General features: G+C 41.8%; 25 protein-coding genes. 8 read left to right on the plus strand and 17 right to left on the minus strand.

From position 1 onward, the window contains the following. Positions 1–12: 12 nt before the first annotated feature. Positions 13–1,173 carry a tRNA guanosine(34) transglycosylase Tgt gene (tgt, locus tag AC2D3N_RS02580; protein ID WP_484692682.1) on the minus strand — a complete coding sequence of 387 codons (1,161 nt, stop codon included), beginning with the start codon at positions 1,171–1,173 and terminating at the stop codon, positions 13–15. A 26-nt stretch (positions 1,174–1,199) separates the two neighbouring features. After that, positions 1,200–1,652 (minus strand): hypothetical protein, encoded by a 453-nt coding sequence (locus AC2D3N_RS02585; RefSeq protein ID WP_079679715.1) that lies wholly within the window; start codon positions 1,650–1,652, stop codon positions 1,200–1,202. Positions 1,653–2,035: 383 nt separating this feature from the next. Here AC2D3N_RS02585 and cobS point away from each other — a divergent pair, with 383 nt between their 5' ends. Continuing rightward, positions 2,036–2,830, plus strand: coding sequence for an adenosylcobinamide-GDP ribazoletransferase (gene cobS, locus AC2D3N_RS02590; protein ID WP_079679716.1), 795 nt, complete (start codon positions 2,036–2,038; stop codon positions 2,828–2,830). Between the two features lie 353 nt (positions 2,831–3,183). Here cobS and AC2D3N_RS02595 read toward each other — a convergent pair whose 3' ends face one another. Then, complete coding sequence (locus AC2D3N_RS02595; protein ID WP_484692683.1) at positions 3,184–4,407, minus strand: hydrogenase; 1,224 nt, start codon at positions 4,405–4,407, stop codon at positions 3,184–3,186. Positions 4,408–4,638: 231 nt separating this feature from the next. Between AC2D3N_RS02595 and AC2D3N_RS02600 the strand changes: the two genes are divergently transcribed. After that, complete coding sequence (locus AC2D3N_RS02600; RefSeq protein WP_484692684.1) at positions 4,639–5,280, plus strand: Uma2 family endonuclease; 642 nt, start codon at positions 4,639–4,641, stop codon at positions 5,278–5,280. Positions 5,281–5,494: 214 nt separating this feature from the next. Here AC2D3N_RS02600 and AC2D3N_RS02605 read toward each other — a convergent pair whose 3' ends face one another. Then, positions 5,495–7,147: a DUF6930 domain-containing protein gene (locus AC2D3N_RS02605; RefSeq protein WP_484692685.1), complete on the minus strand. Its 1,653-nt coding sequence runs from the start codon at positions 7,145–7,147 to the stop codon at positions 5,495–5,497. Positions 7,148–7,369: 222 nt separating this feature from the next. On the opposite strand from AC2D3N_RS02605, the gene AC2D3N_RS02610 reads away from it, so the two are divergent. Beyond that, positions 7,370–7,546, plus strand: coding sequence for a type II toxin-antitoxin system PemK/MazF family toxin (locus AC2D3N_RS02610; RefSeq protein ID WP_484692686.1), 177 nt, complete (start codon positions 7,370–7,372; stop codon positions 7,544–7,546). A 176-nt stretch (positions 7,547–7,722) separates the two neighbouring features. Here AC2D3N_RS02610 and AC2D3N_RS02615 read toward each other — a convergent pair whose 3' ends face one another. From AC2D3N_RS02615 to AC2D3N_RS02635, 5 genes are all read right to left on the minus strand, one after another. Next, on the minus strand, positions 7,723–8,007 hold the full coding sequence (locus tag AC2D3N_RS02615) for a hypothetical protein (protein WP_079679722.1): 285 nt from the start codon (positions 8,005–8,007) through the stop codon (positions 7,723–7,725). Between the two features lie 81 nt (positions 8,008–8,088). Further along, a complete protein-coding gene (locus tag AC2D3N_RS02620) occupies positions 8,089–9,078 on the minus strand; it encodes an ABC transporter permease (RefSeq protein WP_079679723.1) in 990 nt (329 codons plus the stop codon). 58 nt (positions 9,079–9,136) lie between these two features. After that, the gene (locus tag AC2D3N_RS02625) at positions 9,137–9,652 is read right to left on the minus strand and encodes an adenine phosphoribosyltransferase (RefSeq protein WP_079679724.1); all 516 of its coding nucleotides are present in this window, start codon (positions 9,650–9,652) and stop codon (positions 9,137–9,139) included. A 70-nt stretch (positions 9,653–9,722) separates the two neighbouring features. Beyond that, positions 9,723–10,118, minus strand: coding sequence for a phosphomannose isomerase type II C-terminal cupin domain (locus tag AC2D3N_RS02630; protein ID WP_484692687.1), 396 nt, complete (start codon positions 10,116–10,118; stop codon positions 9,723–9,725). Between the two features lie 153 nt (positions 10,119–10,271). Further along, complete coding sequence (locus AC2D3N_RS02635) at positions 10,272–10,952, minus strand: DUF305 domain-containing protein (protein WP_484692688.1); 681 nt, start codon at positions 10,950–10,952, stop codon at positions 10,272–10,274. Positions 10,953–11,060: 108 nt separating this feature from the next. Between AC2D3N_RS02635 and AC2D3N_RS02640 the strand changes: the two genes are divergently transcribed. After that, positions 11,061–11,624: an NUDIX hydrolase gene (locus AC2D3N_RS02640; RefSeq protein ID WP_079679727.1), complete on the plus strand. Its 564-nt coding sequence runs from the start codon at positions 11,061–11,063 to the stop codon at positions 11,622–11,624. Here AC2D3N_RS02640 and AC2D3N_RS02645 read toward each other — a convergent pair. From AC2D3N_RS02645 to AC2D3N_RS02670, 6 genes are all read right to left on the minus strand, one after another. Beyond that, positions 11,608–12,462 (minus strand): GGDEF domain-containing protein, encoded by an 855-nt coding sequence (locus tag AC2D3N_RS02645; RefSeq protein ID WP_484692689.1) that lies wholly within the window; start codon positions 12,460–12,462, stop codon positions 11,608–11,610. The genes AC2D3N_RS02640 and AC2D3N_RS02645 overlap by 17 nt on opposite strands. A gap of 100 nt (positions 12,463–12,562) precedes the next feature. Next, entirely contained in the window at positions 12,563–13,411 is an 849-nt protein-coding gene (locus tag AC2D3N_RS02650) for a diguanylate cyclase (protein ID WP_079679731.1), read from the minus strand. 74 nt (positions 13,412–13,485) lie between these two features. Continuing rightward, positions 13,486–13,839 carry a slr1659 superfamily regulator gene (locus AC2D3N_RS02655; protein WP_484692690.1) on the minus strand — a complete coding sequence of 118 codons (354 nt, stop codon included), beginning with the start codon at positions 13,837–13,839 and terminating at the stop codon, positions 13,486–13,488. 45 nt (positions 13,840–13,884) lie between these two features. Then, positions 13,885–14,460, minus strand: a complete 576-nt coding sequence (locus tag AC2D3N_RS02660) for a slr1658 family protein (protein WP_079679733.1) — start codon at positions 14,458–14,460, stop codon at positions 13,885–13,887. 288 nt (positions 14,461–14,748) lie between these two features. After that, positions 14,749–17,271, minus strand: a complete 2,523-nt coding sequence (locus AC2D3N_RS02665) for an adenylate/guanylate cyclase domain-containing protein (RefSeq protein WP_484692691.1) — start codon at positions 17,269–17,271, stop codon at positions 14,749–14,751. Between the two features lie 448 nt (positions 17,272–17,719). Continuing rightward, a complete protein-coding gene (locus tag AC2D3N_RS02670) occupies positions 17,720–19,303 on the minus strand; it encodes a B12-binding domain-containing radical SAM protein (RefSeq protein ID WP_484692692.1) in 1,584 nt (527 codons plus the stop codon). A gap of 133 nt (positions 19,304–19,436) precedes the next feature. On the opposite strand from AC2D3N_RS02670, the gene AC2D3N_RS02675 reads away from it, so the two are divergent. Together AC2D3N_RS02675 and AC2D3N_RS02680 are read left to right on the plus strand one after the other, a co-directional pair. Beyond that, complete coding sequence (locus AC2D3N_RS02675; protein ID WP_484692693.1) at positions 19,437–20,549, plus strand: glycosyltransferase family protein; 1,113 nt, start codon at positions 19,437–19,439, stop codon at positions 20,547–20,549. Between the two features lie 51 nt (positions 20,550–20,600). Next, complete coding sequence (locus tag AC2D3N_RS02680) at positions 20,601–21,017, plus strand: secondary thiamine-phosphate synthase enzyme YjbQ (RefSeq protein WP_079679737.1); 417 nt, start codon at positions 20,601–20,603, stop codon at positions 21,015–21,017. An 8-nt stretch (positions 21,018–21,025) separates the two neighbouring features. On the opposite strand, the gene AC2D3N_RS02685 is transcribed toward AC2D3N_RS02680, so the two are convergent. Together AC2D3N_RS02685 and AC2D3N_RS02690 are read right to left on the minus strand one after the other, a co-directional pair. Then, a complete protein-coding gene (locus AC2D3N_RS02685; protein ID WP_484692694.1) occupies positions 21,026–21,223 on the minus strand; it encodes a hypothetical protein in 198 nt (65 codons plus the stop codon). Continuing rightward, positions 21,189–21,806, minus strand: coding sequence for a hypothetical protein (locus tag AC2D3N_RS02690; protein WP_484692695.1), 618 nt, complete (start codon positions 21,804–21,806; stop codon positions 21,189–21,191). Before AC2D3N_RS02690 ends, AC2D3N_RS02685 begins: the two co-directional genes overlap by 35 nt. Positions 21,807–22,238: 432 nt before the next feature. On the opposite strand from AC2D3N_RS02690, the gene AC2D3N_RS02695 reads away from it, so the two are divergent. Together AC2D3N_RS02695 and AC2D3N_RS02700 are read left to right on the plus strand one after the other, a co-directional pair. Continuing rightward, complete coding sequence (locus AC2D3N_RS02695; protein WP_484692696.1) at positions 22,239–24,533, plus strand: ribonuclease R family protein; 2,295 nt, start codon at positions 22,239–22,241, stop codon at positions 24,531–24,533. Positions 24,534–24,649: 116 nt separating this feature from the next. Continuing rightward, complete coding sequence (locus AC2D3N_RS02700) at positions 24,650–25,333, plus strand: LapA family protein (RefSeq protein WP_484692697.1); 684 nt, start codon at positions 24,650–24,652, stop codon at positions 25,331–25,333. The last annotated feature ends 217 nt before the right edge of the window (positions 25,334–25,550 follow it).

Consider the following 25,550-nt stretch of genomic DNA (forward strand, 5'->3'; position numbering starts at 1 on the left):
TACGGGGGAAGGTTAATGATCGGAACGTTTGTCGATTTCGTAGTCCTCTAAGGTGGCTTCGGCATCCGTTGAGGTGAGCCAAAATTGAAACTCCTCCGCAAACCGATTATTTAAAATCGACTCTCGAATTCTTTGGGTAAAACGAATTAATTCGGTAACATTATGAATCGCAATTAATGTATAACTCAAAACTTCCTTTGCCCGTACCAAATGACTCAGATAAGCTCGACTAAAATTTTGACAAGTATAACAGGGGCAAGTGGCATCTAAGGGGCGATAATCCTCCCGAAATTGAGCATTTTTTAAATTCCATCGTTCTCCTTGAACCAACGCCGCCCCGTGACGGCCCAAACGAGTGGGAATCACACAATCAAACACATCTACCCCAGCCGCGATCGCTTGGGCCATTTCTCGATAGGTTCCGATTCCCATGAGATAACGGGGTTTATTAAACGGTAAAATTGGGGTTGTCACCTGCACAATCTTTTCAATTAAGGCCGAAGGTTCCCCCACACTCACCCCACCAATGGCATATCCGGGGAGATCAAATTCCACTAAATCTCGCGCCGCCTGTTGTCGTAAATCCGCATGAACGCCCCCCTGAACAATCCCAAATAACGCTTGGTCAGGCCGTTTATGGGCTTTAATACAGCGTTCTAACCAGCGTTTTGTCCGTTCCGTGGCTTTGACGACCGCCTCCCGCGTCGCCGGATAGGGGGGACATTCATCAAAGGCCATAATCACATCGGCCCCTAATTCGTTTTGAATTTGGATCGAAAGTTCCGGGGTAAAGTTAATCAAGCGTCCATCATGGGGGGAACGAAAGGTAACACCTTCTTCGGTAATGGTGTTGATTTTACTTAAACTAAAGACTTGAAACCCGCCGGAGTCCGTCAGCATGGGGCCATCCCAGCCCATAAACCGATGGAGTCCCCCCGCCCCAGCCACAATCTTTTCCCCGGGTTGTAAATGCAGGTGATAGGTATTAGATAACACCATCTGGGCGCCCGCATCCTTGAGATGTGCTGGAGTCAGAGTTTTGACATTGGCGAGGGTTCCCACGGGCATAAATCGCGGGGTTTCTACCCAACCATGGGGAGTATGAAATAAGCCAACACGGGCTTTAGTTTGACTACAGCACGCCTGAACTTCAAAGGAAAAAGGATGTGACATAAAACAATAGAAAACGGCTTAATTACTTAGAATGGGCAGTCTTCATCATCAAGGGGATTCTCCCAATTTGATGACAAAACTTGATCCATGACCGCATCAAGAGCCGCTGTATTAAAGTTACGATTAAATTGTTCTTGTAAGGGATTTGTTAAGGGAATTAATCGTAATAATCTCCCTCCTTCTTGAACTAGATCAAAATAAGTTTCTTGCTCAGGAGATTGTTTGAGTTCTAAGTAATCGAAACTATAAACATTCAAATACAACGAATGATTGGCAACTAAAGTCGCCTGTTGAGGATTGGCAAAAACTTCTAGGATGTATCCTTCTGCTTCGCTGTACACTTGTCCGTCTTGAATATTAAGATAACGGACGCGACCCAAATCAACAAGCAGTTTCTGCATATCCCGCTTGTTAACAATGATCCCCGTATCAATAATGCAAGGAGCAGACACCCTGTAGTCTAATTGATCATAACTCATGGAACAAAAGCCTCAGATGTAATCTGTGAATTACAGAATGGCGATGATTCTGTTGAATGAAATTTGTAGGTTTGAAATTTTCCCATCCCGAGGTCTTGAGGAATTGTAAATAAAGGCATCTGGCTATACAGGTAGAAGAGCGACCATACACCTGCTAATGGGTAAACCTTCAATCTCTTGTTCCTCTATTCCTTCTCTAATCTTTGATCGTTGAAATTAATCAAAAAGGATGGATTTGTTTTTGGATCGGCGATTTAACAACCCTGGAGTTGGTGAACTCTGGTGCCAGGTATTTTGACTTTCAGACAAAACCTGAGTTGTTATTTCAATTCTGGCATAACCTAGAAAATATTTATACATCTATGCCAATTTAATTTTTTACCATGCCAGAGGATTACTTTCGATCGCTCTCCCAATTCTGCCAACGACAGGGAGCCGCCTTAGCCGCCGCGATCGCATTTTATACCTGTTTTCCCATTCCCCTCTCTTGGACGCTGGAGTTTAGAGGGATCGCCCGTTTAGCTCCGGTGGTCGGGATATTGATTGGGGGGATTTTAGGATTGATGGATGGGGGATTATCTCTTTTAGGGTGTCCGGTCTGGACTCGCTCGGTTTTGGTAATTGTCACCGGAATTGCAATAACCGGAGGATTGCATTTAGACGGGGCGATGGATGCGGCCGATGGTTTAGCGGTGGCTGACCCGAATCGACGGTTAGAGGTGATGGCGGATAGTGTTACGGGAGCTTTTGGGGTAATGGCTGCGATCGCGATCGTTTTATTGAAGGTCGCGGCTTTACAGGATGTGACGGCTAACCGGGGATTAATTTTAATGGCCGTCGCGGGTTGGGGACGGTGGGGACAGTTGGTGGCGATCGCCCGTTATCCCTATTTGAAAGCCACGGGAAAGGGGGCTTTTCATAAAGATACCCCCTATTCCTCCTGGGATTTAATTCCCGGTGTGCTGATGCTGATGGCTTTAAGTGGGGTTTTAGTGATCCTCCATCCCCAACACTGGTTAGTGGCCGTGGGTCTAGCCTTGGGGGGAAGTGCGATCGCTATTTTAATTGGGGCTTGGTTTAACGCCCGTCTGGGAGGACACACCGGAGATACCTATGGGGCTGTGGTTGAATGGACAGAAGCCTTTTTATTGGTGTTAGTTGTGGCACTTCAGGGGTAGGGGAGGCAGGGGAGGCAGGGGGAGCAGGGGGAGCAGGGGAAGCAGGGGAGGCAGAGGGAGCAGGGGGAGCAGGGGAGGCAGGGGAGGCAGGGGAGGCAGGGGAGGCAGGGGAGGCAGGGGGAGCAGGGGAGGCAGGGGAGGCAGGGGAGGCAGGGGAGGCAGGGGAGGCAGGGGAGGCAGGGGAGGCAGGGGAGGCAGGGGAGGCAGGGGAGGCAGGGGAGGCAGGGGAGGCAGGGGGAGCAGGGGAGGCAGAGGGAGCAGGGGGAGCAGGGGAGGCAGGGGAGGCAGGGGAAGCCAACTATTACCCATTACCCATTACCCATTACCCATTACCCATTACCCATTACCCCTTCTCACTTGGCTTCAATCCAAATTTTAATCCCTTCAATTCTTAACCCTTGACCCTTGGTGCCGCAGTATTGGCCGTTGGTGCAGACGGGAACATCTCCTTTATTTTGGATATGGGCGGTATAAAAAACACTGTAGTTAGGGGCTTGGGGGCCGATTAGTTCAATCGCTAATCCTTCGATTTGTCGGTTTTTGCCCCGCTCTCCCACCAGTTCACCTTCGGGAGTTAGGGGTGTGTCCCCAATGGCTGCGATATGAGCCATATAGCGCAGACTTAAACCTTCTATAGCGGGATCAATATTAATTTGAAAGGCTTCTAAACGTCTTCCCTGTCCCCGAGTTCCGGCATATTCCCTGGCGGCAAAAGTGCGATCGCCTAATCCTTGTAAATGGACTAAAATCTTTAAGTTAATATTAGAAAGACTGGCTTTTTCTTGAGTTTTACCTGCTAGGGGAGCATTGCCAAAGAAAATATTTTTACCATCAATTGTTGGAGGTAATTTCGTGACATCTATACTAGGAACAATAATTAATTCAGGAGTTCTTGATCCTTGAGGTTCATCTAAAATTACAATATCAGGAATGGCTGGTTTCGGAGCAGCAACAGCAGATGGGGCGACGGCTGGCATGGTAAAATTAATTTTTCCTCTGGAAATTGCCACACCCAAAGATTTACCAAAGGCGCTCGTAATTTGTTCTTCTAAAACTGCCCATTGATTATCGTCTAAACTCTCTTGTTTTTCGACTAAATTCACTAAGGCCACCAAGGGATGATTTCCTGTAGCTAAGGCTTCCGCCCCAGAATGGAGTTGATTTGTTTGTTGAGAAATCGCAGTTTGCAATTCCCGAGCCTGATTTTGAGCCGTTTGTAACGGGGGAAACTCTTTTTGTTCGTTGTGGGTTAGGGAGAGAACTCGCTCTAAAGTTTGTAAGGCCTGTTGGTGCGTTTTTTGATGAGCCGGAGCGGGTGTTAGATTTAGCAATAAAGTCTCTAACTCTTGTACGGAGGTGGCTTGACTAGCCGTTGGTTGTCCTTGGCTGAGTAGGGTTTGTTGAATCTTGCTAAAGTCTTGGGAGTAGGCTATCAGTTCATCTACTAAGGTTTTTGTCGGTGGAATTCCTGCGGTTTTGAGTTTCTGTGCAGTTTCGGCCAGACGGTTGCCTAAATCGGGATAGCGTTGGGATAGGGCACTCAGTTGTTGTTTTAAGATTTCGTGAGTCTGTTCCATAAATAATAATCCTCCTAGTTCACAAAAAAAAATGGGTTGAAAGCGCCTCGGTTATCCTTGGGCTTTTTGTTATTGATATTTATTGTATGATACCATCCAATTAAGTTTAATTCTGGTAAAATTTTATTATTATAAACTCCCTTAGCAGGGGAAAAAAATTATTTAACAGCACTTGGTAAGTTGTGTTTGAATTTGTTAAAATAAAAGCGATCGCTCATCAATGATACCGTTATGAGTCCTATTCAAACTCTACTCCCGACCGATACCTGGGTAACAGCAACTTGGGATGAATACTTGGCTGCATTAGATAATCCCATCTATTCTAACGCCAGAGGTTATTATTTTAATGGACGCATGAGGTTAGAAATGTCACCCCTAGGAAATCCCCATTCCCGTGATCACGCCACCATTATTGCAGTGCTGTATCTATTTGCAGCATTGCGGAATATTGATTTAGATGCTCATGACAACTGCACCTACCGTAAAACCGGGTTTGACGAAGCCCAACCCGATGCTTCTTTTTATATTGCTGACAATGCAGAAATCATTCCTTGGGAAACCACAATTATTGATTTAGATCAGTTTCCGGCGCCTGATTTAGTCATCGAAGTTGCTTATTCTTCTTTAGCAGATGATCAAGGGGAAAAACGACTACTTTATGAATCTTTAGGGGTACAGGAATATTGGATTATTGATGTTCAAGCGGTTAAGGTAATTGCGTTTAAAGTTGAAAATCTAGGGAGTTATAGAATTAAAGAATCTCACGTTTTACCGGGGTTACAAATGGGGATATTAGAGGAAGCATTTCGTCGTAGTCGTCAAACCAATCATGGGAAAGTTAGTGCTTGGTTGTTATCAGAATTTCAAAGTTAATACAATATAGCAATCCCAAATAGGTTGTAACATTTCAATACTGATATGAAACAGTCAGAATTATTACCCCTGTTCCCAGATCCGGCGTTCCCTGTTCCCTTTTGATCAGGAATTTTGAACACAACTCAAATAGGATTGCTATAGAGTTTGAGATAAAAGCTATACCCTGAACTATGGAATGATTCCCCCCTTTTTTTTATTGAGGGGAAATCTTTTAAAATTCCGCCGGAATTAACTGTAATCGCCCTAAATCTAAGTCTTCAGAAGGAATAAAATGAACTTCTAATAAAGCCATCATATCCTTAAATTGGGGTTTACCTCGGGAAGCACCCGTTAATCCCATGGCAATAATTAAACCACACCAACCCTTAGTTTTTTTACAGCGTTGTTCCCATTTTTTCCGCGCTTCTTGATGCACCGGATCATCTTCAATAAACTCTCCAAATAAATGTAAATCTCCATCTTCTGTCTTCAAAATTCCCAAGTCATAATTAGAACCCGCCATCGGATCTTCACCTGGATTAAAACCAATTCCTTGCAGTCCTCCAGCATCCTGTAAACTGCGAATTAATATCTCAGCTTTCGGTTTAGTCGTTTGAATTACAACCACTGGTAAACCCTCTCCGAGTTCGGGAATTTCTGTTTCTGCGGCTTGGTGAAATTGGGTATTACTGCGCAAATATTTGGCCGTTTCCCAAGGGACAACTCCCAAACTCAAGAAAGATTTAGGCGGGACTAAATCGTCGCGTAACCGTGGAGCATCGACGTCCATATCCTCGTCGTCATCATCATCATCATCCGCCACCATTGACGCCAACTCCGAGGCAATATCGGGTAAAGTTTCCACCTTCACCGAGACCTGTTTTTTTTCCCCATCGGGCAAATCGACCGGAATTCGATACCGACGGTTTAGACTGGGAAATTCATATCGGGCTAATTTTTGACGATGATCGCGTAAAAATCTATGTAAGGCCTCTAAAGCGATTAAAACAATCGCCGCTTCTTCATCATACAAAATTGAACGTAATCCTTCTAAGGGATGAAGATTGCCAAAATTGGGTTCAATTTCCGAGGGGGATAAATTAGTGATCGTGACAAAATCATCATCATCCTCGTCCTCATCCTCATCAAAACCATCGGTGCGATCAAAAGTAACAAATAAACAGTCCTGAGTTAAAAAGGCTTCCTCTAAATTTTCATAGGATTTATTGCGAACAATTCTTTCTCGAAACCGCTTTAACGAATCCAAAGAACGATATAACAATACCCCATAATCCATCCCCAATTTCCCCAAAGTGGAAACATATAAGGTATTAATGCCAAATAAGTTTAATTCAATCGAAATAATCTGATGATCCCCTAAATGTTCCCAAGGAGCATCTTGCCAAATTTGATAGGCTTTTTCCGTCACCACTTTCGCATATTGGGGGGGGAGTTGGGGCGGCCGACTCTGGGCTACTTCCTGCAACCCCCGAAAAATTTCATCGATCAGAGGTAAATCCGGGACATATTCAATGACAATATCTAAATTTTGCAGAACCCCTCGCAGAAAAAATTGAATTTCCCGATCTTTGACCACTATTTTTTGGGGACGGGCTACAGGCGCGGGACTTTGGGGATGTTCGATCGCCCTGAGTAGGGTGCGGACAATTGCCTCTGGCCCCATATCCGGTGCAACCATATCCATTGCTCGCACCATCCCCTGGGAACCATCTACCCAAATAATACATTCGCCCGCAGTTTCGGAGTCTGTATCGATACTAGGACTGGCATCGGTCGCCATTGGACGCCGATCTCCTTCCCACACACTGGGAATTTGGGGCAAATTTTTGAGCCTACGAACGGTTGAGTGATTCAGAGTTGCCATCAAATTAATCTTAATCTTGGGGTAGTTTCACCAGTTTCGATGGTGCGGCACAACGAATTGCTTAAACTCGCCATGGTGTCATGTAATGCTTTCTCTATCTTATCGAAAAAATGGGTTTAAAACCCCTAAGTTCTACTAAAGATGTTAAAAAAGCCTTGAAATCCTTGGAAAATTTACAATAGGAGGATAAAAAATGCGCTCCCAATATAGTATTTTAATTCAATGGTCAGAACCGGATCAAACCTAGAAATCGGTAAAACTCGCCCTTGTGTAATTGTCAGCAATGACGACATTGGTGTTCTTAGGTTAAAGGTTATTGTACCCATTACAGGATGGAATGATGTATTTGCAAAAGTTCCTTGGATGGTAAGAATTGAACCTACATCTAGACTAGATTAATTTAGAAACTAATATAGAAAATTGCTCAAAAAGTAGTGCAAGCGTCCTGAGTCGCTGGTACAGATAGAGGTTTTCTAGGGATAAAAACCCTAGCAAATATTTTGAAGCGGTTCTAATTGACCAAAGAGAAAATAGCGATCGCTATCAGTTTACTTTGTTTTGTTACCCGCTTAATTTTATTTAATTTGGATAAATTCAATCTGCGGTAAAAGGGGATCTTTAACCATCGCAATACCCGTAAATCCCCAGCGCTGTAAAATCGGTTTAATTTGATAACCCGTAACCGATTCTACCGCAAACCGATCTTTGACATCCGTAGCGTGTTTGTTCAAATAACTCAAAGCATCAAAATTTTCTGAAAATAATAACAAATAAGTCGATGGACTATCGGGGTCAGGATGGGCAGTCACATACCGTCCATCAGCTTTCGAGCGCAGAATATAATAAACTTCAGAGAGCATTTAAACCGTCTCCTTAAAATTGCAAACTAGGCTTACCCCAATTTATTTTGATTCTATTACCTCTATTTTAACTCTAAAATTTCATCGTAAATCTTCTAATTTAATTCGGGGGTCAACGGCTTTTAAGAGTAAATCCGCTAATAAATTACCAATAATTAACATCACCGCCCCCATCATTAAACTCGCCATAACTAAATATAAATCTTGTTGTTGTACCGCTTGTAAAATTAATTTACCCAATCCCGGCCAGTTAAAAAAGGTTTCGGCAATAAAAGCTCCCCCTAATAAACTGGCAAATTCAAAGCCCAATAATGTAATTAAAGGGTTAATCGCATTCCGCAGGGCGTGAATATAAATCACCCGATTTTCTGGCAGTCCTTTCGCCCTCGCTGTTTGAATATAATCCTGACGTAAAACATCTAAAAGTTGCCCCCGCATTAATCGTTGTAACCCGGCAAAACTGGTAATACTTAATGCTAAGGTCGGTAAAATACTATGCCAAGCAATATCGGCTATTTTTCCCAGGGGTGATAAATCGGGAAAATTAATACTGGTCATGCCGCCAACGGGAAATAAAGGGGAGGTTTTTTGAGCGAAAAATAATAATAATAAAGCCGTGATGAAACTGGGAAAACCCTGTCCGGTGTAACTAATAACTTGCAAAAATCGGTCAGTAAAACGATTCTGATTCACCGCCCCAATTATCCCTAATGGAATCCCGATGACCCAGGTTAAAATTAACGATGAAAACGCTAATAATAAGGTAGCAGGAACTCGTTCTATCAGTAGGGAAGTCACAGAACGTTGATTGGCAAAACTAAAGCCAAAATTTCCCCTAGTGATAATTTGGGTTAACCAATACCAATATTGTTCTAGGGGAGATTGATCTAGGTGAAATTGCTGTCGCAATTGTTCCAAGGTTTCGGGGGAAATTTGAGGATTATTGGAGAGGTTATCTAAATAGTCTCCGGGGGCAAGTTGAGTAATGGTAAAACATAAAGCCGATGCTAAAAGTAGAGTTAAAAGTGCCTGTAATAAGCGCTTACCAATATAGACTAATGTTTCACTCATAATCTTAATTTTACCCCTTGATAACTAACAAATTTCTCCCGGAAAAACTCTAAAACTATTAATCATATTGTAACAAACTAATTACCGGAACATCGGGCAATTGTTCCCGTCCTTTTAACCCGTTAAGTTCAACCACAAAACAAAATCCTGCCACCGTAGCCCCGGCTTGTTGAACTAATTCTGCCGTGGCTTTGGCTGTGCCTCCAGTGGCAATTAAATCATCAACAATTAAGACTTTATGCCCCGATGAAATGGCATCTTGGTGCATCTCTAAACAATCTGTCCCATATTCTAATTCATATTCTGCCCGATAGACGGCTGCGGGTAATTTTTTGGGCTTACGAATCGGAATAAAACCTACTTCTAATTGATAAGCTAAGGGCATTCCAAATAAAAACCCCCTGGACTCCATCCCGAGAATATAGTCAGGAGACAAAGGACGACATTTTTCTGTTAAACAATCAATGGTATATCGAAGTCCCTGGGGGTCTTGTAACAGGGTAGTAATATCTCGAAATAAAATTCCAGGCTTAGGAAAATCGGGAATATTGCGAATGAGAGACTTTAAATCCATGAGTATTTTAGTAAAGGCGAAGATCGATTGACTCAGGGCAATTGTCTCTCATTTTGTGCCTTCTGTCGAGTTATTTTTTAGTCTGGCTTTTGACATCTTCTTCGGGAAAACGAGTAATATCATCATCCCCTAAATATTCGCCATTTTGGACTTCAATCATGACTAACGGAATTACCCCAGGATTTTCTAGGCGGTGGGGGGTATTCATGGGAACATAGGTGGACTGTTTGGGAAGTAGTAAAATTTCCTCTCCGCCACAGATCACTTTAGCGGTTCCTGCCACAACAATCCAGTGTTCACTGCGATGATAGTGCATTTGGGTACTGATATGATAACCCGGATTTACCACAATTCGATTAATCCGATAGCGCTCACCTTCCTCGAGTAAGCTAACCTGACCCCAAGGCGGTGTCCGAGTTGTCGATTCTGTATTCAAGGTCGGTTGTGAGGTTTTATCCTTGCTCATAATGGTTGATGGGTAATTGATTGGTTATTAATTTTAAAGTCTCTAAGGTCAATATAGATATTAGATATTATACCTCAATTTACCAAATCTTTAATTGCCATCATCCCTAAATCCCCAAGATTTAAAGGATGACGGTTAAGGGAAAATTTATGATTAATTAGATCCTGGTTTTAACCATTGTTTCATTAGCTTAATTTCTGCTGCTTGGGAAGTTAAAATAGCTTGGGAAAGTTGCTGAATTTCAGATCGTTTTGACTTCAATTGAGCATCTTTTGCCATAGTTAATGCCCCTTCATGGTGAGGAATCATCGCCTGAATAAATCGTTGATCAAAACCTGCATCAGCAGCACCTAAATCAGCCATCATCATCATTGATTCCATCTGTTCAGCAGACATGGACATACTGTGACCCATAGCCGCATGATACATGACAGCACCCTTCGCTTGGGGATACCATGTTTTCCGCCATTCCTGCATCTGAGCAATTTCTTTTTTCTGGGCTTTAATAATTTCCTCTGCTAATTTTTTAAGTTCAGGATTATTAGATTTTTGCAGTACCTGTTCAGCCATTTTAATCGCGCCTTGATGGTGGGGAATCATCCCATCAATAAAGCGTAAATCATACTCGGCATCAGCCGGCCCTAAATCCATCATCATGCTATGATTTCCTGGCATCATCCCGTTATTTTGGGTCAGAACTGTTTCCGAACTAACGGGAGTTGCTGATTCAGAAACCATGGATTTAGAATCGGATTTAACCATTGTACAAGCTCCCAAAATCAAGGTAATAGGAAGCCCGAGGATGGGTAATAAAAAACGAGCATTGAATTTCATGGTTTTGATGTCAAAGTTAGCAAGAAAAGGATCGGTAAGTTAAGATTAAATTCAAGCCAAGGATTTAATACTTAAATCCTTGGCTTTAGTATAACATAAAAAGATGAAATGAGCAAAAATGATTACCCCTCTAATCCTTGGCGAGTGGTTCAAAAGTTACTAGAAATACCGTCTCCTTGGGTTACGATTATTGCAGAACAATTAGAAAATCATCAAGGCGAAATTTTAGACTATTGGCGGGTTGAAAAAGCCGATTCTGTTGTAATTTTAACAATTCAAAATCAGCATTTCCTGTTCCCTAGACCGATGTATCGTCCAGGGGTAGGAAAAACCACCTTGGATTTCCCAGGGGGAAGGGTTTCCCCAGAAAAAACTCCTTTAGAAACGGTTCCAATTATTCTGCAAAAGGAGTTGGGAATTAAACCCTGTGATCTTGATAAAATTACTCCTCTAAATCATGAGGGTTGGCTGATTAATAGTTCATTTTCTAATCAAAAATTGTATGGGTTTGTAGCGGAACTGTTGCCCAATATTTTAGTAGATCAGAACTATTTGGGCGCGACCTATCCTACGAATATTTTAGGCATTGAAGATTTACTCCAGGATTTGGTTTGTTTTCAGTGTCGCGGGATTTTATTAGAGTGGAAATATCAATTTAAAATAGGTGAATAGCATTAGGATCAATAACAACAACCTGATCGCGTCCCTGGGCTTTAGCTTGATATAATGCCCGGTCTGCAAATTGTAATAAATCATCACAGGATTGAGTATGTTCAGGAAACCCCGCGACCCCAATTGATATAGTCACTCCTGTTAAGAAATTATAGGAATACTCATACTGTAAGTTTTTAATCTTTTGACGGATTTCCTCCGCAATAATTTCAGCAACTTCAATATTTGTATTGGGTAAAATAAATACTAATTCTTCCCCCCCATAACGATAAGCTAGATCGGAAGTTCGCATCACACTTTGTACCGCTTGAGAGACTAATTTTAAAACAATATCTCCAGCTTTATGACCGAAATTGTCGTTAAATTGCTTGAAATAATCAATATCTGCAATTAAAATACTTAAACACTCTTGTGTTTTTTGGGCTGAGTTAAAGACCTGGGGTAATACGAGATCTAAATATCTCCGATTAAATAATCCTGTGAGGGGATCATGAATACTGTCATAATGTAGGGATTCCTCGACAATATTACTATGTTCGATGGTTGTTTCTAGGATTAACTCTAAGTCATTTTTTTCCTGAGTTAATAAAGCGACTAAGGATTGTAAATGTTCTTGAGAGGCTTGGAATTTAAGTTGGGTTAAATAGCGTTGTTGGATTTCAGCTTTGAGTTTTTCATGGGATTCATGTAACTGAGCTTCAACTAAATCTCCATGATCAATGATAATTTCTAATAGGATTTCCAGATCAGCTTTTTCCTGTTTAAGAATGTCAATATCCTGGCGAAGTTGGCTGATATAGTCTAACAGTTGCTTTTGAGAAAGATGCTCATTTTCCATTAACTTATATTTACCTTAAAGGATGAGATCAGATTCAGAATGCTATTGATTTAATAGTAACTCAAAAATTAATTGATAATGTTGAAAAAAAAACAATCTCCTAACGCAAAAGTTCATGGGCTGTAACGACACAGTTTCGTCCATTAGCCTTAGCTTGATATAAAGCTAGATCAGCCGATTGAGTAATTCCAAGACTCGATAATCCATGTTCAGGAAAACTGGCAACCCCTAAAGAAATCGTCACTTTTTGTAAAAATTGATGCGGTTTGTCTAGGCTTAATTTTTCAATTCCTAAGCGCAGTTGTTCTGCTAAATTTTTAGCTTCTTCCAATGAAGTCCTAGGTAAAATCAAGATTAGCTCCTCACCCCCATAACGACAAGCAATATCCGATTGACGAATATTGTAAATTAAAAATTTACTAATTTCTACTAAAACCACATCTCCAGCCTGATGTCCCCATTGGTCATTAAAATTTTTAAAATGATCAATATCACCCATAATAATACTTAGATTTTGCTGATGTTTCTTTGCGTGTTTCAGGTGACGTTCTAAGGATTTTTCTTGATAACGCCGATTAAACAAACCCGTCAAAGGGTCTCGAATACTCAGGTTGTGGGTATACTCCTCGATAAAATCTCCATGAACTGTTGTAGTTTCTAGGATTATTTTCAGATCATAATTAGCTTGAGTGACGGTTTTTAGTAAGGCTTTCAGTTGAATTTCTGATGCTTTTAATTTAGCTTCAGCCACTTTTCGCTCTCGGATTTCTAATTGAAGTTGTAGATTGGATTCGTGTAATTGATCTTCAACTAAATCTGCATGAAATATTGTTGTTTCCAGCAAAATTTCTAAATCAAACTTTTCCCGTTTTAACTGTTCTAGTTTTCGGCAAAGTTTTTCGGTTTCCAATAATAGTTCGGTATTCGATTTTGGGAGAGGATTCTGCATCTTTGTACTGTTTATATATTCTATAAATATCCAGTTTAGATTTAAAATTCCATCCTAAATAGGGATAAAGTTTACTATTCAATCTTTAGCTCTAAAGAGGGCATAAGTTTTTGTAAATTCCTCAGAGATTTTCCTTGCCAGGGAATTTTTGTAGAGGCTAAAACTGTTAAGCTAGTATCTTTTTTCTGGCGAACTTTAATTACAAATTTAGATAGCATATTAATACCAGAACTATTTAAAAACTCTAATTCTTGGAGATTAACAGTAATCAGGCATGGGTTTTCTTCCAAAATTTCATTGAGCAATTTAATCACAGGGTTAGTGTCTTCTAGTCCACTTAAACGTAAGGAGCCTGATAAAGTTACTGTAGTTGTGTTACTCTCATACATGACTTCATAGTCTTCGGCTTTAATTGCTTTGGTTACCATTGTTATAATCCTAATATTTTACTGTTGATCAATCAATTTTAAATGTTAAATGAAAAGCTGAACCATGGTTGTGACAGTCATAACTTTAGGTTCTGTTTGAAGATCCTCAAATTTCCAGCCCAATCGGGCTAGGTAATCATTGATCATGGTCAAATAGCCTAAACCAGAACTATTCTCACTGTCCAAACTTTTTTCTATTTGCTCAATATAAAATTCTTGAGAGTCAGAATGAATCAGTTTTTCAATAAAGAGTTGGAAGGATTCAAATTTTTCCTGGTTAATACTATTGACCACAACAAAGATTAATCGATCAGTTTTTAAATACAGTTGGATGCTGATCGGATAATTGACATTATAATCACTAAACTTCATCGCATTTTCTAATAATTCATTGGCGATAAAGCTCACGGCACTTTTGATTTCATTTTGTAAATTTGCCGTCGTGGGATCATCTTCACTTTTAGGAAAAAAGGTCGTGACATAATCAGCCATAAAATTAGCGGATAATCCATTATTGCGCCAACGGTGTTTCAGGGGAATCGAACTCGGAGAGAAACCAATGACGAGAAATTCATTGCTTGTTGGAGGAACTTCAACAAAGTCACCAAAAATTTGTGTCATAAATCCTTTGAGTGAGGATACATAAAAAGTTATTTGGGCTACTGTGCTTTTTTTACAAAAAATAACTCAGGGGAGAAACAGTAAAAAATCGGGAAAAGGCACTAAAAAATGGGAAACTGGAGTATTTTTAGGCTACTGGAGTAGAGGATAAAATTTAACTCAATCAGAGCCAAAAACTTTTTGTTAACTGCTCCATGATCGCCTGATTCTAAAAACTTCAGTAGCTCATTATATCATGTTAGGGTAAAAATATTTACTCATGCAATAAAAATCTAATTGGGACTCTTTTTAATTACTTGATAAGGATTGAATCACACGCTGTAAGTAAATTTGAGCCACTTGATCCGAGGGATTTTCTTGCAGACAGGCTTCAAAGCACTGAGCAGATTCGGGAAAGGCTTCCAGATGATATAGGGTTAAGGCTTGCTCAAACAAGGTTTTTGTTTCTACTTTTTTTCGATAGAGCAAGGGCGGATCGGCATCAAAAACTTCAAAAACTGAGACCATTTCTGATTTCCCTTTCACCCTAACTCTATCAATCACTCGGAAGGAGTAAATATTAGGATCTTCAAGGGATAAAAAAGTATGTTCACTAATTAATAAGGGAATGCCATACCTTTTACTTAATTCCTCTAAGCGAGATCCTAAATTAACCGCATCACTAATCACGGTACTATCCATTCTGTGTTGTCCACCTACAATTCCTAACATTAAATCCCCGGTATTAATTCCGATCCCAATGTTAATTGGAGGGCGATCGGGACGTTGACGAGTGAGGTTATATTCTGCTAATCTTTGTAACATAGAAATTCCTGCTTTCACCGCATCATCAGCACTTCCTCCAAATAAAGCCATAATTGCATCGCCGATATACTTATCAATAAAGCCTCGATTTTCAGTAATAGCAGGTTCCATGCGAGACAAATAAGCATTAATAAATTTAAAGTTATCTTCGGGTGTCATCCGTTCAGACATTTGGGTAAAACTGCGAATATCTGAGAACAAAATCGACATTTGTTTCTGCACCGCATCCCCAGATTTTACATCCACTAAACTTTCATATCCTAAAAAAGCCAAAAACTGATTCGGAACAAATCGCCCTGCCGCATCTGTCAATTGTTCCTCTTGATCTAAAGCCAATTCTAAATTACAATTAATCTCAAACATTTCCTCAATAAACTGTTGACGTTCTTCCTCGGCTTTTCGGCGTTCAGTAACATCTTGAAACACACCAATGGCATAGGCTATTTCTCTAAATTCATCATAAATTGGGGTTCCCCACATTTGCAACGGAATTGTCTTATCTAAGTATTGAAAGTCTAATGTATCAATGCAGCAAAACCCCTCATTTAAGGCTCTAAAAATGGGTAGATTCTCTAAAATGTAAGGTGTTTTTGTGGTTGATGATGAATTTGAATAAACGTTCAATTGTAACGGAGGATTAGAAAATAAAACCTCAACTCCCAACAACTCTTGAGCCACTTTATTGCTATAATATAAATTTCCCAGGGCATCCACAACTACAACACCTAAAGGAATTGCTTCTAAAAATTGATAGAGTCGTCGATTTTGGGTCTTTAGTTCTGACATTAAATCCAAATTTTCAGTTTTTAGCCTTTCATTGAGCAGACTAATTTCTTGATAGGCTTGAGTTAATTGATTTTCCTGAACTTCACTCACTTTCCTTTCGGCTTTTAGCTGATTTAAACTATTTTTTAATTCGATTTCTTTTTGCTGAAGGAGAGAAATCTTTTCTTCTAAACCCGTATATAGAAGGCGTAATTGTTGAGTCATTTGGTTAAATGAAATTGCCAATTGTCCGACTTCATCATCAGTAACCACTGGAGCCACTAACGTCAAATCTCCATCGGAGACTTGAGTTGCCATTTTAGTAATATTGACAATTGGGCGAGTAATTTTTAGGGCTAAAATATAAACTCCCACTGCTAAAATAAAAGCCGAAGTTAATCCCATTAATAAAATAATCCAAGCCAATCTTTTAGCCGGTTGATTAGCTTCTGATTGGTGCATTTCCACTAATAATCCTAATTGCTGTCTATCCAGCCAACGATAGACTGCAATCACTGGAATCCCGGCATGGTTGATATAAGTTTTATAGCCATTTTTTCCCGATAAAGCATCTCTAATCCCTGGACTATTGACTTTTTCTGGAAAGTCATACCGATCAAATTGTTTGGCGGTAAAAAATATCTGAGATCGATCAAATAAATAGGTTTCTCCCGTGGTTTTTAAACCCGTTTTATCAAAAATAATTTCTTCCATTCTTTTCATATTAAGGTGTAATACTAACACCCCAAATACATCCTGATTAGATCCCTTAATCGGTGTCGAGATCGTTAAAGTTGGTTTATTTGTAATAGATGAAACATCAAGATTTTGCACAAAAGTCTTATAAATACCCGCTTGAAAATATTTTTCCTGATCCCGATATTTACCTTCCGATTGGGGATTAGTAGAAAAAACAATTTGTCCCCCAGTTGCCCTCAAAATCTGAACTTCCTGAAAGTCCGGTTTGGTAGCTAATACCGAAGCCATATATTGCCGAATTTGAGTATGAGAATCCTGCCATGCTTGGGAACTCGGATCATCAGTCACTAAAATTTTGGTAGCTGTTTTAATATCGGGTAACTGTGCTAAGGAAAAAGTCGCATTTTTTTGGTTTTCCACCCATAAATTCAAAGCTCTTTCCTTCAGGGTAGCCGTGACTTCCAACTGCTCAAAGATGAGTTGCTGCATGGAGGTTTTAGCACATTGAAATGCGACCGCCGCCACCCCAAGGACAGTGACCATAGATAGCAGTAAAAAATAGATCACAAGCCTGGACATCAGGCTTTTTGTCCAGAATTTCATTCAATTTGCCCTTGATCACTGGTCACAACTTAAGTTTCTCAGGTACAACACAAAACTCACACACACCTGGTGGTCGATGAAGCCAGGAAGGACTTTGCTACTGACTTGGTGGCTCCTTGTTCCCTCAAGACTTACCTTAGAGCTTCTGCACCCTTTTTGCTCAATAATTCGGCACGTTTCCTGAATTAATAGTATATTCAATCTCTGAATTATAAAAACCTCCCGTGTAATTTGGAAGATTGAGTTGAGACCCAACTTAACGGCTGACTCAATTTCAGTGATTCCCAAACGGGACTTACCCATCACTTCCATAGAAAGTAGGGGTAATGCGTGAATTACCCCTACTTATGAGCTTAAATCCCCAAATTTGCCCAAGTTCTGAATCCTTTTAGACCTGTAGGGGTGAGGAGGTGAGGATCTTGACTTCAGGGGTTGCTAAGGGGTGAAGATTAATCTGTTGCTCAATCCGTTCTTTAGCCAAGGCGCGATATTCCCAGAAATGTTCCCCAGCCGCACATAGCCCCAGATACAGATTCAGCAGTTGGGGTTTTTTCCGCAGGATGATCCAAAGTTGACGCCAAAACTGTCCCCGAAGCTCAGGTCGGCGTATTCCCTGATGCCAAATGACCTGGGCGACTAATCTTAACCCTTTACCCAGGGGAAACTGCATGGTTTGTTTTTTAGTTGGGGAGCAGTTAATTTTTAAGCATTGTTGCAAACAGCGTCGCAGATAATTCTCTGGCTCGTATAACGTCCAAAACCCTTCTACATATTCCCGGGCGATATCAGCCATGGGGCGAGTGGGGATAAAATTCATTAGGGTATTTTGGTCGCCGGTGGGGTGACCATTTTCCTCCATTAAGCGTTTTTCTTGTTTCAGCCGATCCCAAAGGGCTGTATTGGGGAGAGCTTGAAGGATACCCAGCATCGGTTGAGGAATACTGGTTTCTTCAATGAAAGCCTGAATCCGATCGCCGGCTCCCGCCTTCTCTCCATCAAAACCCAGGATAAACCCGGCATAAATCAGTAGCCCCGCCTGGTTGATTTTACGACAGGCTTCGGATAGGGGACTACGGGTATTTTGCTGTTTGCGGGTGAATTTGAGGCTATCTTGGTCAGGAGTTTCAATTCCCAGGAAAACCGCATAAAAACCCGCTTCTCCCATCAGTTGTAGGAGTTCATCATCTTCGGCTAAATTGACCGAGGCTTCGGTAATAAAGGTGAAGGGATGGTTGTGTTGCTCCATCCAGGGAATCAATTCCCGCAGAAAGGATTTAACGTTCTTCTGATTGCCAATAAAGTTGTCATCTACAATAAACAGAGAACCGCGCCAACCTAGATCATAGAGGGTTTGTAACTCCTTTAGGGCTTGGGACGGCTCTTTGGTGCGGGGTTTGCGGCCATAAAGGGAAATAATGTCACAGAATTCGCAGTTGAAGGGACAGCCCCGGGAAAACTGCATCGCCATCATCAAGTAACTCTCCCGGTGCAGCAGGTCAAAACGGGGGATGGGACTGTGGCTAACATCGGGCTTTTCCGTCGAGCGAAAGATCCCCTGGGTTTGGCCTCGACTCAGAGCTTCTAGGAATAAGGGAATGGTCATTTCCCCTTCATCGAGAATCAGGAAATCAGCCCCGGCGTCGAGGGCATCCTGGGGGACGGAGGTGGGGTAGGGGCCACCGACAGCTACGGTTTTACCCAGACGCACCGCTTTTTGAATTAAGCCTTGAAAGTCAGGTTTTTGCACTAGCATGGCAGAAAGAATTACCAGATCGCACCAGTCCCAGTCGGCTTGGGTTTCATAGGCGACATTGCGATCGCGAAATCTCATCTCCCAGTCTTGCGGTAATAGGGCTGCAACTGTAATAATACCTAACGGTGGAATCACTGCTTTGAGACCAGCAATTTCCATGAAGCGATCATAAGACCAGAAAGATTGAGGAAATTGAGGATAGATCAGCAATACTTTCATGGATTTTTAGTTTCTAATTTTAGTGACTTTAGGTGAAATCGGCTTAATTTTTATCTATCTTAAGTATGATTATTTGATCAAATCACCAAAATTGAATTTCTGTTAATCTAATCCAAACTAAATTTTTTCCATAATGTCAAGACCTACTGTATATTTAGCGATTACCAATCATGGCTTTGGTCATGCGGTTAGAACCTCTGCGGTTGCCAATGAAATTCAAAGGCGTTTTCCTGATGTGTTATTAATTTTAGTCACAACAGCCCCCCGATGGTTATTAGAATCTTATTTGGATGGGGATTTTATTATCCGTCCCCGAGGCTTTGATGTGGGGGTAGTACAGTCCGATAGTTTGACCATGGATAAGGCAGCAACCCTGGAACAATGGCAAAAAATCCGTCAACAGCAACGGGCGATTATTGCCGGGGAAGTGAGTTTTATTAAACAAAATAAAGTTGATTTAATCTTAGCTGATATTTCTCCCCTGGCTACGGAAATTGCTAAAGCTGCGGGGATTCCCTGTTGGATGATGGGGAATTTTGGCTGGGATTTTATCTATCGAGATTGGGGGGAAGAATTTATGGAGTTAGCAGATTGGATTTGCGGTTGTTTTAGTCGGTGCGATCGCCTGTTTCGGTTTCCTCTCCATGAACCGATGACGGCTTTTCCCGATCAAATTGATGTGGGTTTAACCGGGGGAAATCCTCGGTTTGATTTAGACTATCTGCGGGAAAAGTTAGGAATTAAAACCCCACCGGAAAAAACCATATTATTAACTTTTGGCGGTTTGGGATTATCAGCAATTCCCCACCATAATATTGAACGGTTATCGGATTATACGTTTATTACCTTTGATCAGCATTTACCCCCCTTTCCCAATTTAATTCAAGTCAGTAATTCTCAGAAATTACCGGATCACAAATCCCGTCCCTTCCATGTGCGTCCGGTGGATTTAATGCCTCTTTGTAGTCAGGTAATTTCTAAACCCGGTTATAGTACCTTTGCGGAGGCATTAAGATTAGATATTCCTGTAGTTTCTTTAACTAGAGATGGATTTGCCGAAGCTCCCGTTTTATTAGAATGGTTACAAAATTATGGGACTCACCAGATTATTACAACGACGGAATTTTTTCAACAGGATTGGAATTTTCTGTACCAACCTTTGATCAAACCCCGTTTATCTCAAACCTTAGATAAAAATGGGAATGAAGCGATCGCTCAATCTGTGATTGACTATCTTATGGGTTGACTTTAATATTTAAGGATCATTAAGCCCTGAAGGGCTTACTACGAATTAACTATGGCGCATTATCAAGAAATTTTGGAAGTACAAACCAGTGGAAAATCCTTTTCTACAATTACGGCTTATGTACAGGAAGTAGTTAAAAATTCTGGGATAAAAACAGGAATTTGCCATCTATTTTTACGTCATACTTCCGCCAGTTTAATTATCCAAGAAAATGCCGATCCCGATGTTCTCAGGGATTTAGAGAACTTTTTATCTAAGTTAGTTCCCGAAGGCAATTATTATATCCATGATGCCGAAGGGCCCGATGATATGCCCGCCCATATTCGCACTATTCTGACCCATACTTCTGAACAAATTCCGATTTCCCAGGGACGGTTACTATTAGGAACCTGGCAAGGAATTTATCTCTGGGAACATCGACGTCATCGTCATACCAGGGAATTAGTCGTCCATATTATGGGAGAATAAAACCGATTTTAGGGGGATTCGGTCGGGGTAGAAAGGGACTCTAAATAGTGCAGAAAATCCAATAATTCATTATCGGTTAAATGCTGGCGAGACCGCTTCCCGTAGGTTTTTTGTAAATGGGCGCGACCCTGTTCCTGCGTCCACCGTAGCCGTTTTAATTCAATATCCGTTTTAGCAATATCCGAGGAAAAATCCGTTGTTTCCAAAGAACGACCAGAAACCCGCCGAGGCTTGACTAAATTCGGGTTCATCGGGATAGGTGGGGACACCTTCGGGACTTGCAGGAACCGGAGGCAAGGAAGCACTACGTCCTTTAGAACCCTTGGATTTGCTCTCCGTCTCATTGTCCGGGGTCTTGTCGGTTTTGGGCTGAATATAGGTGGCTGATAACCAATCATCGGAGGTGAGAGACCCGGAGGGAATTCCCCCGGAATCTTCATCGGGGATAAAAGATGGGGCGAAGGGGGGCGGACTCTCAAGGGTGGGAGGGACTGCGGGAACAGAAACAGCAGTGGAAACCTCCGGTTTGAGTTCCGGGGGTGTCGGTTTTAAAGGTTCCCTAGGGATAGAAGGTTGGGGTCGGGTGGTATCGAGATCTAGGGATTGAATCGCCCGTTTTTTGGCTTGATCTTCTGCTAACTCCACGGTATCAGCGGCGGCTAATCCCGTTGTTAGGATCACCCCGTCTATTTCGACCACCGCCCGCACCACATATTTTCCCAGATAAATGGTGAGTAGCTCAGAAATTAAACTTCCCGTCGGATAACGTGATCGCAATTGAGCCAACATAATCAATAATTCCTAAACAAACTACGATATACTTTAATGTTAGTCATTCACAAAGCTAAACGTCACAAATTCTATACCCTATCTCACAACCACCAAGGGAATTAACATTGGGTGCTATTCCACAAGCTCGAAGTTAGCATTGCCCAAGGGAATAGATACTAGGGTATCCTCTGGTTTGCCTTTAGCCGACCTATCTAACGGACGGCTTCTGTGTATCCGTGGATTGTAACACTGTCCTTATGGGGTTGGTAAAATCAGCCCGTGAGAAGTTCCCCCCAGGTGTTTTAAAGATGGGGTTTTGGGGGTTGGGTGTTGAGTGTCCGATGTGTGGAAAGCAGAAATCACTTCTTTGCTCAACCTTCACCCATTTAACACTAAATACCCATCCCTAATACCCGAAACCTGATTCTGACAAAGAGGATTAATCGCTACATGGAATTTTCAATCGCTACACTGTTAGCCTATTTTTCCGATGATAAATTAGTCACCCCCAAGGCTTTAGAGAAAAAACTCGCCCCCGACGAGGAAAGTCTCCGAAGGTTTCAAATTGCTTTGGATGCTTTGGAACGAATTGGCATTCTGGAAAAAGATAAAGGTCGTTATCGCCGGGTTCCCGAGGAAGGAATTGTGGAGGCGAAACTACGATGTTCGAGTAAAGGCTTCTGTTTTGCTATTCAAGATGCTGAAGGAGCCGAAGATGTTTATATTCGCGAAAGTCATCTGAGTACCGCTTGGAATGGCGATCGGGTTCTCGTTAGAATCATTAAAGAAGGTAGTCGTCGCCGTTCCCCTGAAGGAGAAGTTTATGTGATTTTAGAACGGGCTAATCCTTCAGTTTTAGCTCGAATTAAACAATCAAAAACCGGGTATCGGGCAGTTCCTTTAGATGATCGGTTGTTATTTGAATTAGATTTAATTAATGACCCTTCTGAACTAGCCGAGGCGGTGGATCATTTAGTTCATGTCGAAGTCCTGCGTTATCCCATTGGTGTCCATCGTCCCCTCGGTCACGTTGTCCAAATTCTCGGTTCCGATGCTGAAGATGCCGATGATTTAGATATTGTTTGTTGTAAACACGATTTACCCCGCAAATGGCCCGCCGGAGCTTTACGCGAAGCCGAGGCAATTGACCGTACCTTGAAAAAAAGCGATTTAAAAAATCGGGCTGATATTCGCAATGTCTTAACCATGAGTTTTGAACCGGATTTAGGTAATCCTGAATTTTCGGTTTTAGAAGATGAAGAACGGGCCAAGCGTCGCCCCTGCATCGATCATGCTTTTAGTATTGAACAAACTAAATCCGATCTTTGGCAATTAGGAATTCATTTAGCCGATGCTGCCCACTATATTCTCCCCGATAGTGATCTCGACCGAGAAGCCCGCAAACGGGGAACGGCGATTTATTTAGCGGATAAATTGATTCCGATTTATCCAGAAACAATTTCTTGCGATCGCTTGGCCCTAGTTCCCGACGAAGACCGATTAGCCCTATCAATTATGATCACCTTAGATATGGCCGGACGGGTCATAGAATACGAGATCCAACCCAGTGTGATCCGGGTAGATCATCAACTCACCTTTGACCAAACCCAAGCCGTTCTCGATGGTGAACCCTCCCCCTTTGCTAATGTCCTAGAAAACCTACTGGAACTCAGTCGGGCGGTACGCCAAATTCGCCTGGAAAGGGGCAGTTTTGAACTCAATTTACCCGATACCCATTGCCACTTTAATGATGAAGGGGAACTAGGGCCAATTGTTCTATCTTCTTTGTCTCCAGCCCGGTCGATGATTTCTGAGTTAGTGGTATTGGCTAATCAAATTGTTGGCAGTCATTTAAACACCTTGGGTGTTCCAGCTATTTACCGCGTCCAACCGCCTCCAGAAGCTTCTGATGTCTCGGAGTTAGCTAAATTAGCAACCCATTTGGGGACGGAATTATTTTTGGAGGAAGATGAGGAGGTAGAACCGGGTACGTTCCAACAATTTACTGAAGAATTGGCAAACAGCAGGGCGGAAAGGGTTTTGAGTTATTTATTGGAGGAAACTCTCAAACCGGCGGTTTATAGCACCACCGCTAAACTTCATTTTGGCTTGGCCCTTCCCTGTTATACCCATTGCACCTCCCCCCTGTCTCGCTATTGCGATTTACAGATTTTGCGGGTACTCAAAAGCGTGTTTGAGGAAGGACGCGATCGCCGTTCCACCCGCGCTAAGGAACGGGTGGATTTAGGCCATTCTTCCTGTCATGGAAAAATTACCTGGAATGTGCTCCCCCCGGAAATTCAGCATGAGTTGGAAAGTCAGTTTAACCAGTTAGTGATTCATCTGAGTGAACGGGAAAGCGTGGCGGTGGATGCGGAGGAGGACTTAGAGGGACTCAAGAAAACCGGATTCATGAAGGAACGCACGGGCCAAAACTTCATTGGGTTGATTACTGGGGTTCAGTCCTATGGATTCTTTGTGGAAATTGAGGTGAAGTCCCCCGGCGGTACGGTTTTACGGGTGGAAGGACTGGTTCATGTTTCCTCCCTCAAGGATGACTGGTATGAATACCGTTCTCGTCAACAAACTTTAGTCGGTCGCAAAAATCGCAACCAATACCGTCTCGGGGATAATGTCGAAGTCCAGGTGAAAAGTGTAGACTACTATCGTCAACAAATTGATTTAGTTGCAGTCGGTGGTGGTAGTGAAGCCTCAGAGGATAACGACGAACCCTATTTTTCCTAAATCTTAACGCGGATTTAAGAGGATTTCACGGATTTTCATCTGTGTTAATCTGCGTCATCCTCTTGAATTCGTGATCCTGATTCGTAATTCTTAATTCTTAATTCGTAATTCCTAAAATGTCTATTACACAATTAATTAGTTTACTGGTGCTTGTGGGAGGTTTAGCGATCTTTACGATCCAAAATCTATCCCCTTCTCTATCTTTAATTTTTTTAGGTAATCAACTGCCAACTTTGCCCCTTTCAATTTGGATTTTAATAGCGATCGCAACGGGAATATTAACCTATTCCATTATTCATAATTTATTTCAAGTTACCCCTCAGAGGGTTACACCTTTTTCTCCCTCTAAAACGGCTTCTGAGCCTGCTGCTAAAGCCCCCTTAGACCCTGTTAATCCTTCTTCTTGGGGTTATACTCCCGAACCCGTCGAACCAACTCCAGAATCGGTTTATACCGCCTATGGTTCCGTTAGTCCTGTTAGTTCTTCCGAACCGGAACCCCGTCGGAGTGGTTTTGCAGATGATGATGATTGGGAAACGGAAGTTAAACCTTTTAACCCCACTTGGGAAGGAGATGATGGGAGAGGAAATTCTCCAGAAAAACAACCCCTAACTGCATCGGATTCATCTTATTCTTATTCCTACGAGGATCGAGATTCTAGTAGTACCGGAGTCGGGAAAGTCGAAACGGTTTATGATGCTGATTATCGAATTATTACCCCGCCTCCGAAAACGAAAATTCAAGCTGATACTGAACCCAAAAATCAGAATTCCAATGATGATGATGAAGATTGGGTTTGATACTCTCAGGTTTGGGGTAAAAAATCGAATAAAAGTATGCTTATTAAAGAGATAGCATGGCGGTTAAAGAACAACGGGAATAGGATAAATTAAACCATGAATAAATTACTTCAGCAAGTAATAGAAGAATTAGAAAAACTCCCAGAGGAGGAACAAAATGCGATCTCATCCTGATATTAATTGTTGAAGTTAAGCAGCGATCGCTCTAATTTCTTGC

The organism is Planktothrix sp. PLAVEN19ND (genome assembly GCF_057220675.1).

Bases quoted from the DNA above. Each gene is read 5' to 3' on its own strand.
- tgt (WP_484692682.1), bottom strand. From the start codon at position 1,173: ATGTCACATCCTTTTTCCTTTGAAGTTCAGGCGTGCTGTAGTCAAACT.
- AC2D3N_RS02585 (WP_079679715.1), bottom strand. From the start codon at position 1,652: ATGAGTTATGATCAATTAGACTACAGGGTGTCTGCTCCTTGCATTATT.
- cobS (WP_079679716.1), top strand. From the start codon at position 2,036: ATGCCAGAGGATTACTTTCGATCGCTCTCCCAATTCTGCCAACGACAG.
- AC2D3N_RS02595 (WP_484692683.1), bottom strand. From the start codon at position 4,407: ATGGAACAGACTCACGAAATCTTAAAACAACAACTGAGTGCCCTATCC.
- AC2D3N_RS02600 (WP_484692684.1), top strand. From the start codon at position 4,639: ATGAGTCCTATTCAAACTCTACTCCCGACCGATACCTGGGTAACAGCA.
- AC2D3N_RS02605 (WP_484692685.1), bottom strand. From the start codon at position 7,147: ATGGCAACTCTGAATCACTCAACCGTTCGTAGGCTCAAAAATTTGCCC.
- AC2D3N_RS02610 (WP_484692686.1), top strand. From the start codon at position 7,370: ATGGTCAGAACCGGATCAAACCTAGAAATCGGTAAAACTCGCCCTTGT.
- AC2D3N_RS02615 (WP_079679722.1), bottom strand. From the start codon at position 8,007: ATGCTCTCTGAAGTTTATTATATTCTGCGCTCGAAAGCTGATGGACGG.
- AC2D3N_RS02620 (WP_079679723.1), bottom strand. From the start codon at position 9,078: ATGAGTGAAACATTAGTCTATATTGGTAAGCGCTTATTACAGGCACTT.
- AC2D3N_RS02625 (WP_079679724.1), bottom strand. From the start codon at position 9,652: ATGGATTTAAAGTCTCTCATTCGCAATATTCCCGATTTTCCTAAGCCT.
- AC2D3N_RS02630 (WP_484692687.1), bottom strand. From the start codon at position 10,118: ATGAGCAAGGATAAAACCTCACAACCGACCTTGAATACAGAATCGACA.
- AC2D3N_RS02635 (WP_484692688.1), bottom strand. From the start codon at position 10,952: ATGAAATTCAATGCTCGTTTTTTATTACCCATCCTCGGGCTTCCTATT.
- AC2D3N_RS02640 (WP_079679727.1), top strand. From the start codon at position 11,061: ATGAGCAAAAATGATTACCCCTCTAATCCTTGGCGAGTGGTTCAAAAG.
- AC2D3N_RS02645 (WP_484692689.1), bottom strand. From the start codon at position 12,462: ATGGAAAATGAGCATCTTTCTCAAAAGCAACTGTTAGACTATATCAGC.
- AC2D3N_RS02650 (WP_079679731.1), bottom strand. From the start codon at position 13,411: ATGCAGAATCCTCTCCCAAAATCGAATACCGAACTATTATTGGAAACC.
- AC2D3N_RS02655 (WP_484692690.1), bottom strand. From the start codon at position 13,839: ATGGTAACCAAAGCAATTAAAGCCGAAGACTATGAAGTCATGTATGAG.
- AC2D3N_RS02660 (WP_079679733.1), bottom strand. From the start codon at position 14,460: ATGACACAAATTTTTGGTGACTTTGTTGAAGTTCCTCCAACAAGCAAT.
- AC2D3N_RS02665 (WP_484692691.1), bottom strand. From the start codon at position 17,271: ATGGTCACTGTCCTTGGGGTGGCGGCGGTCGCATTTCAATGTGCTAAA.
- AC2D3N_RS02670 (WP_484692692.1), bottom strand. From the start codon at position 19,303: ATGAAAGTATTGCTGATCTATCCTCAATTTCCTCAATCTTTCTGGTCT.
- AC2D3N_RS02675 (WP_484692693.1), top strand. From the start codon at position 19,437: ATGTCAAGACCTACTGTATATTTAGCGATTACCAATCATGGCTTTGGT.
- AC2D3N_RS02680 (WP_079679737.1), top strand. From the start codon at position 20,601: ATGGCGCATTATCAAGAAATTTTGGAAGTACAAACCAGTGGAAAATCC.
- AC2D3N_RS02690 (WP_484692695.1), bottom strand. From the start codon at position 21,806: ATGTTGGCTCAATTGCGATCACGTTATCCGACGGGAAGTTTAATTTCT.
- AC2D3N_RS02695 (WP_484692696.1), top strand. From the start codon at position 22,239: ATGGAATTTTCAATCGCTACACTGTTAGCCTATTTTTCCGATGATAAA.
- AC2D3N_RS02700 (WP_484692697.1), top strand. From the start codon at position 24,650: ATGTCTATTACACAATTAATTAGTTTACTGGTGCTTGTGGGAGGTTTA.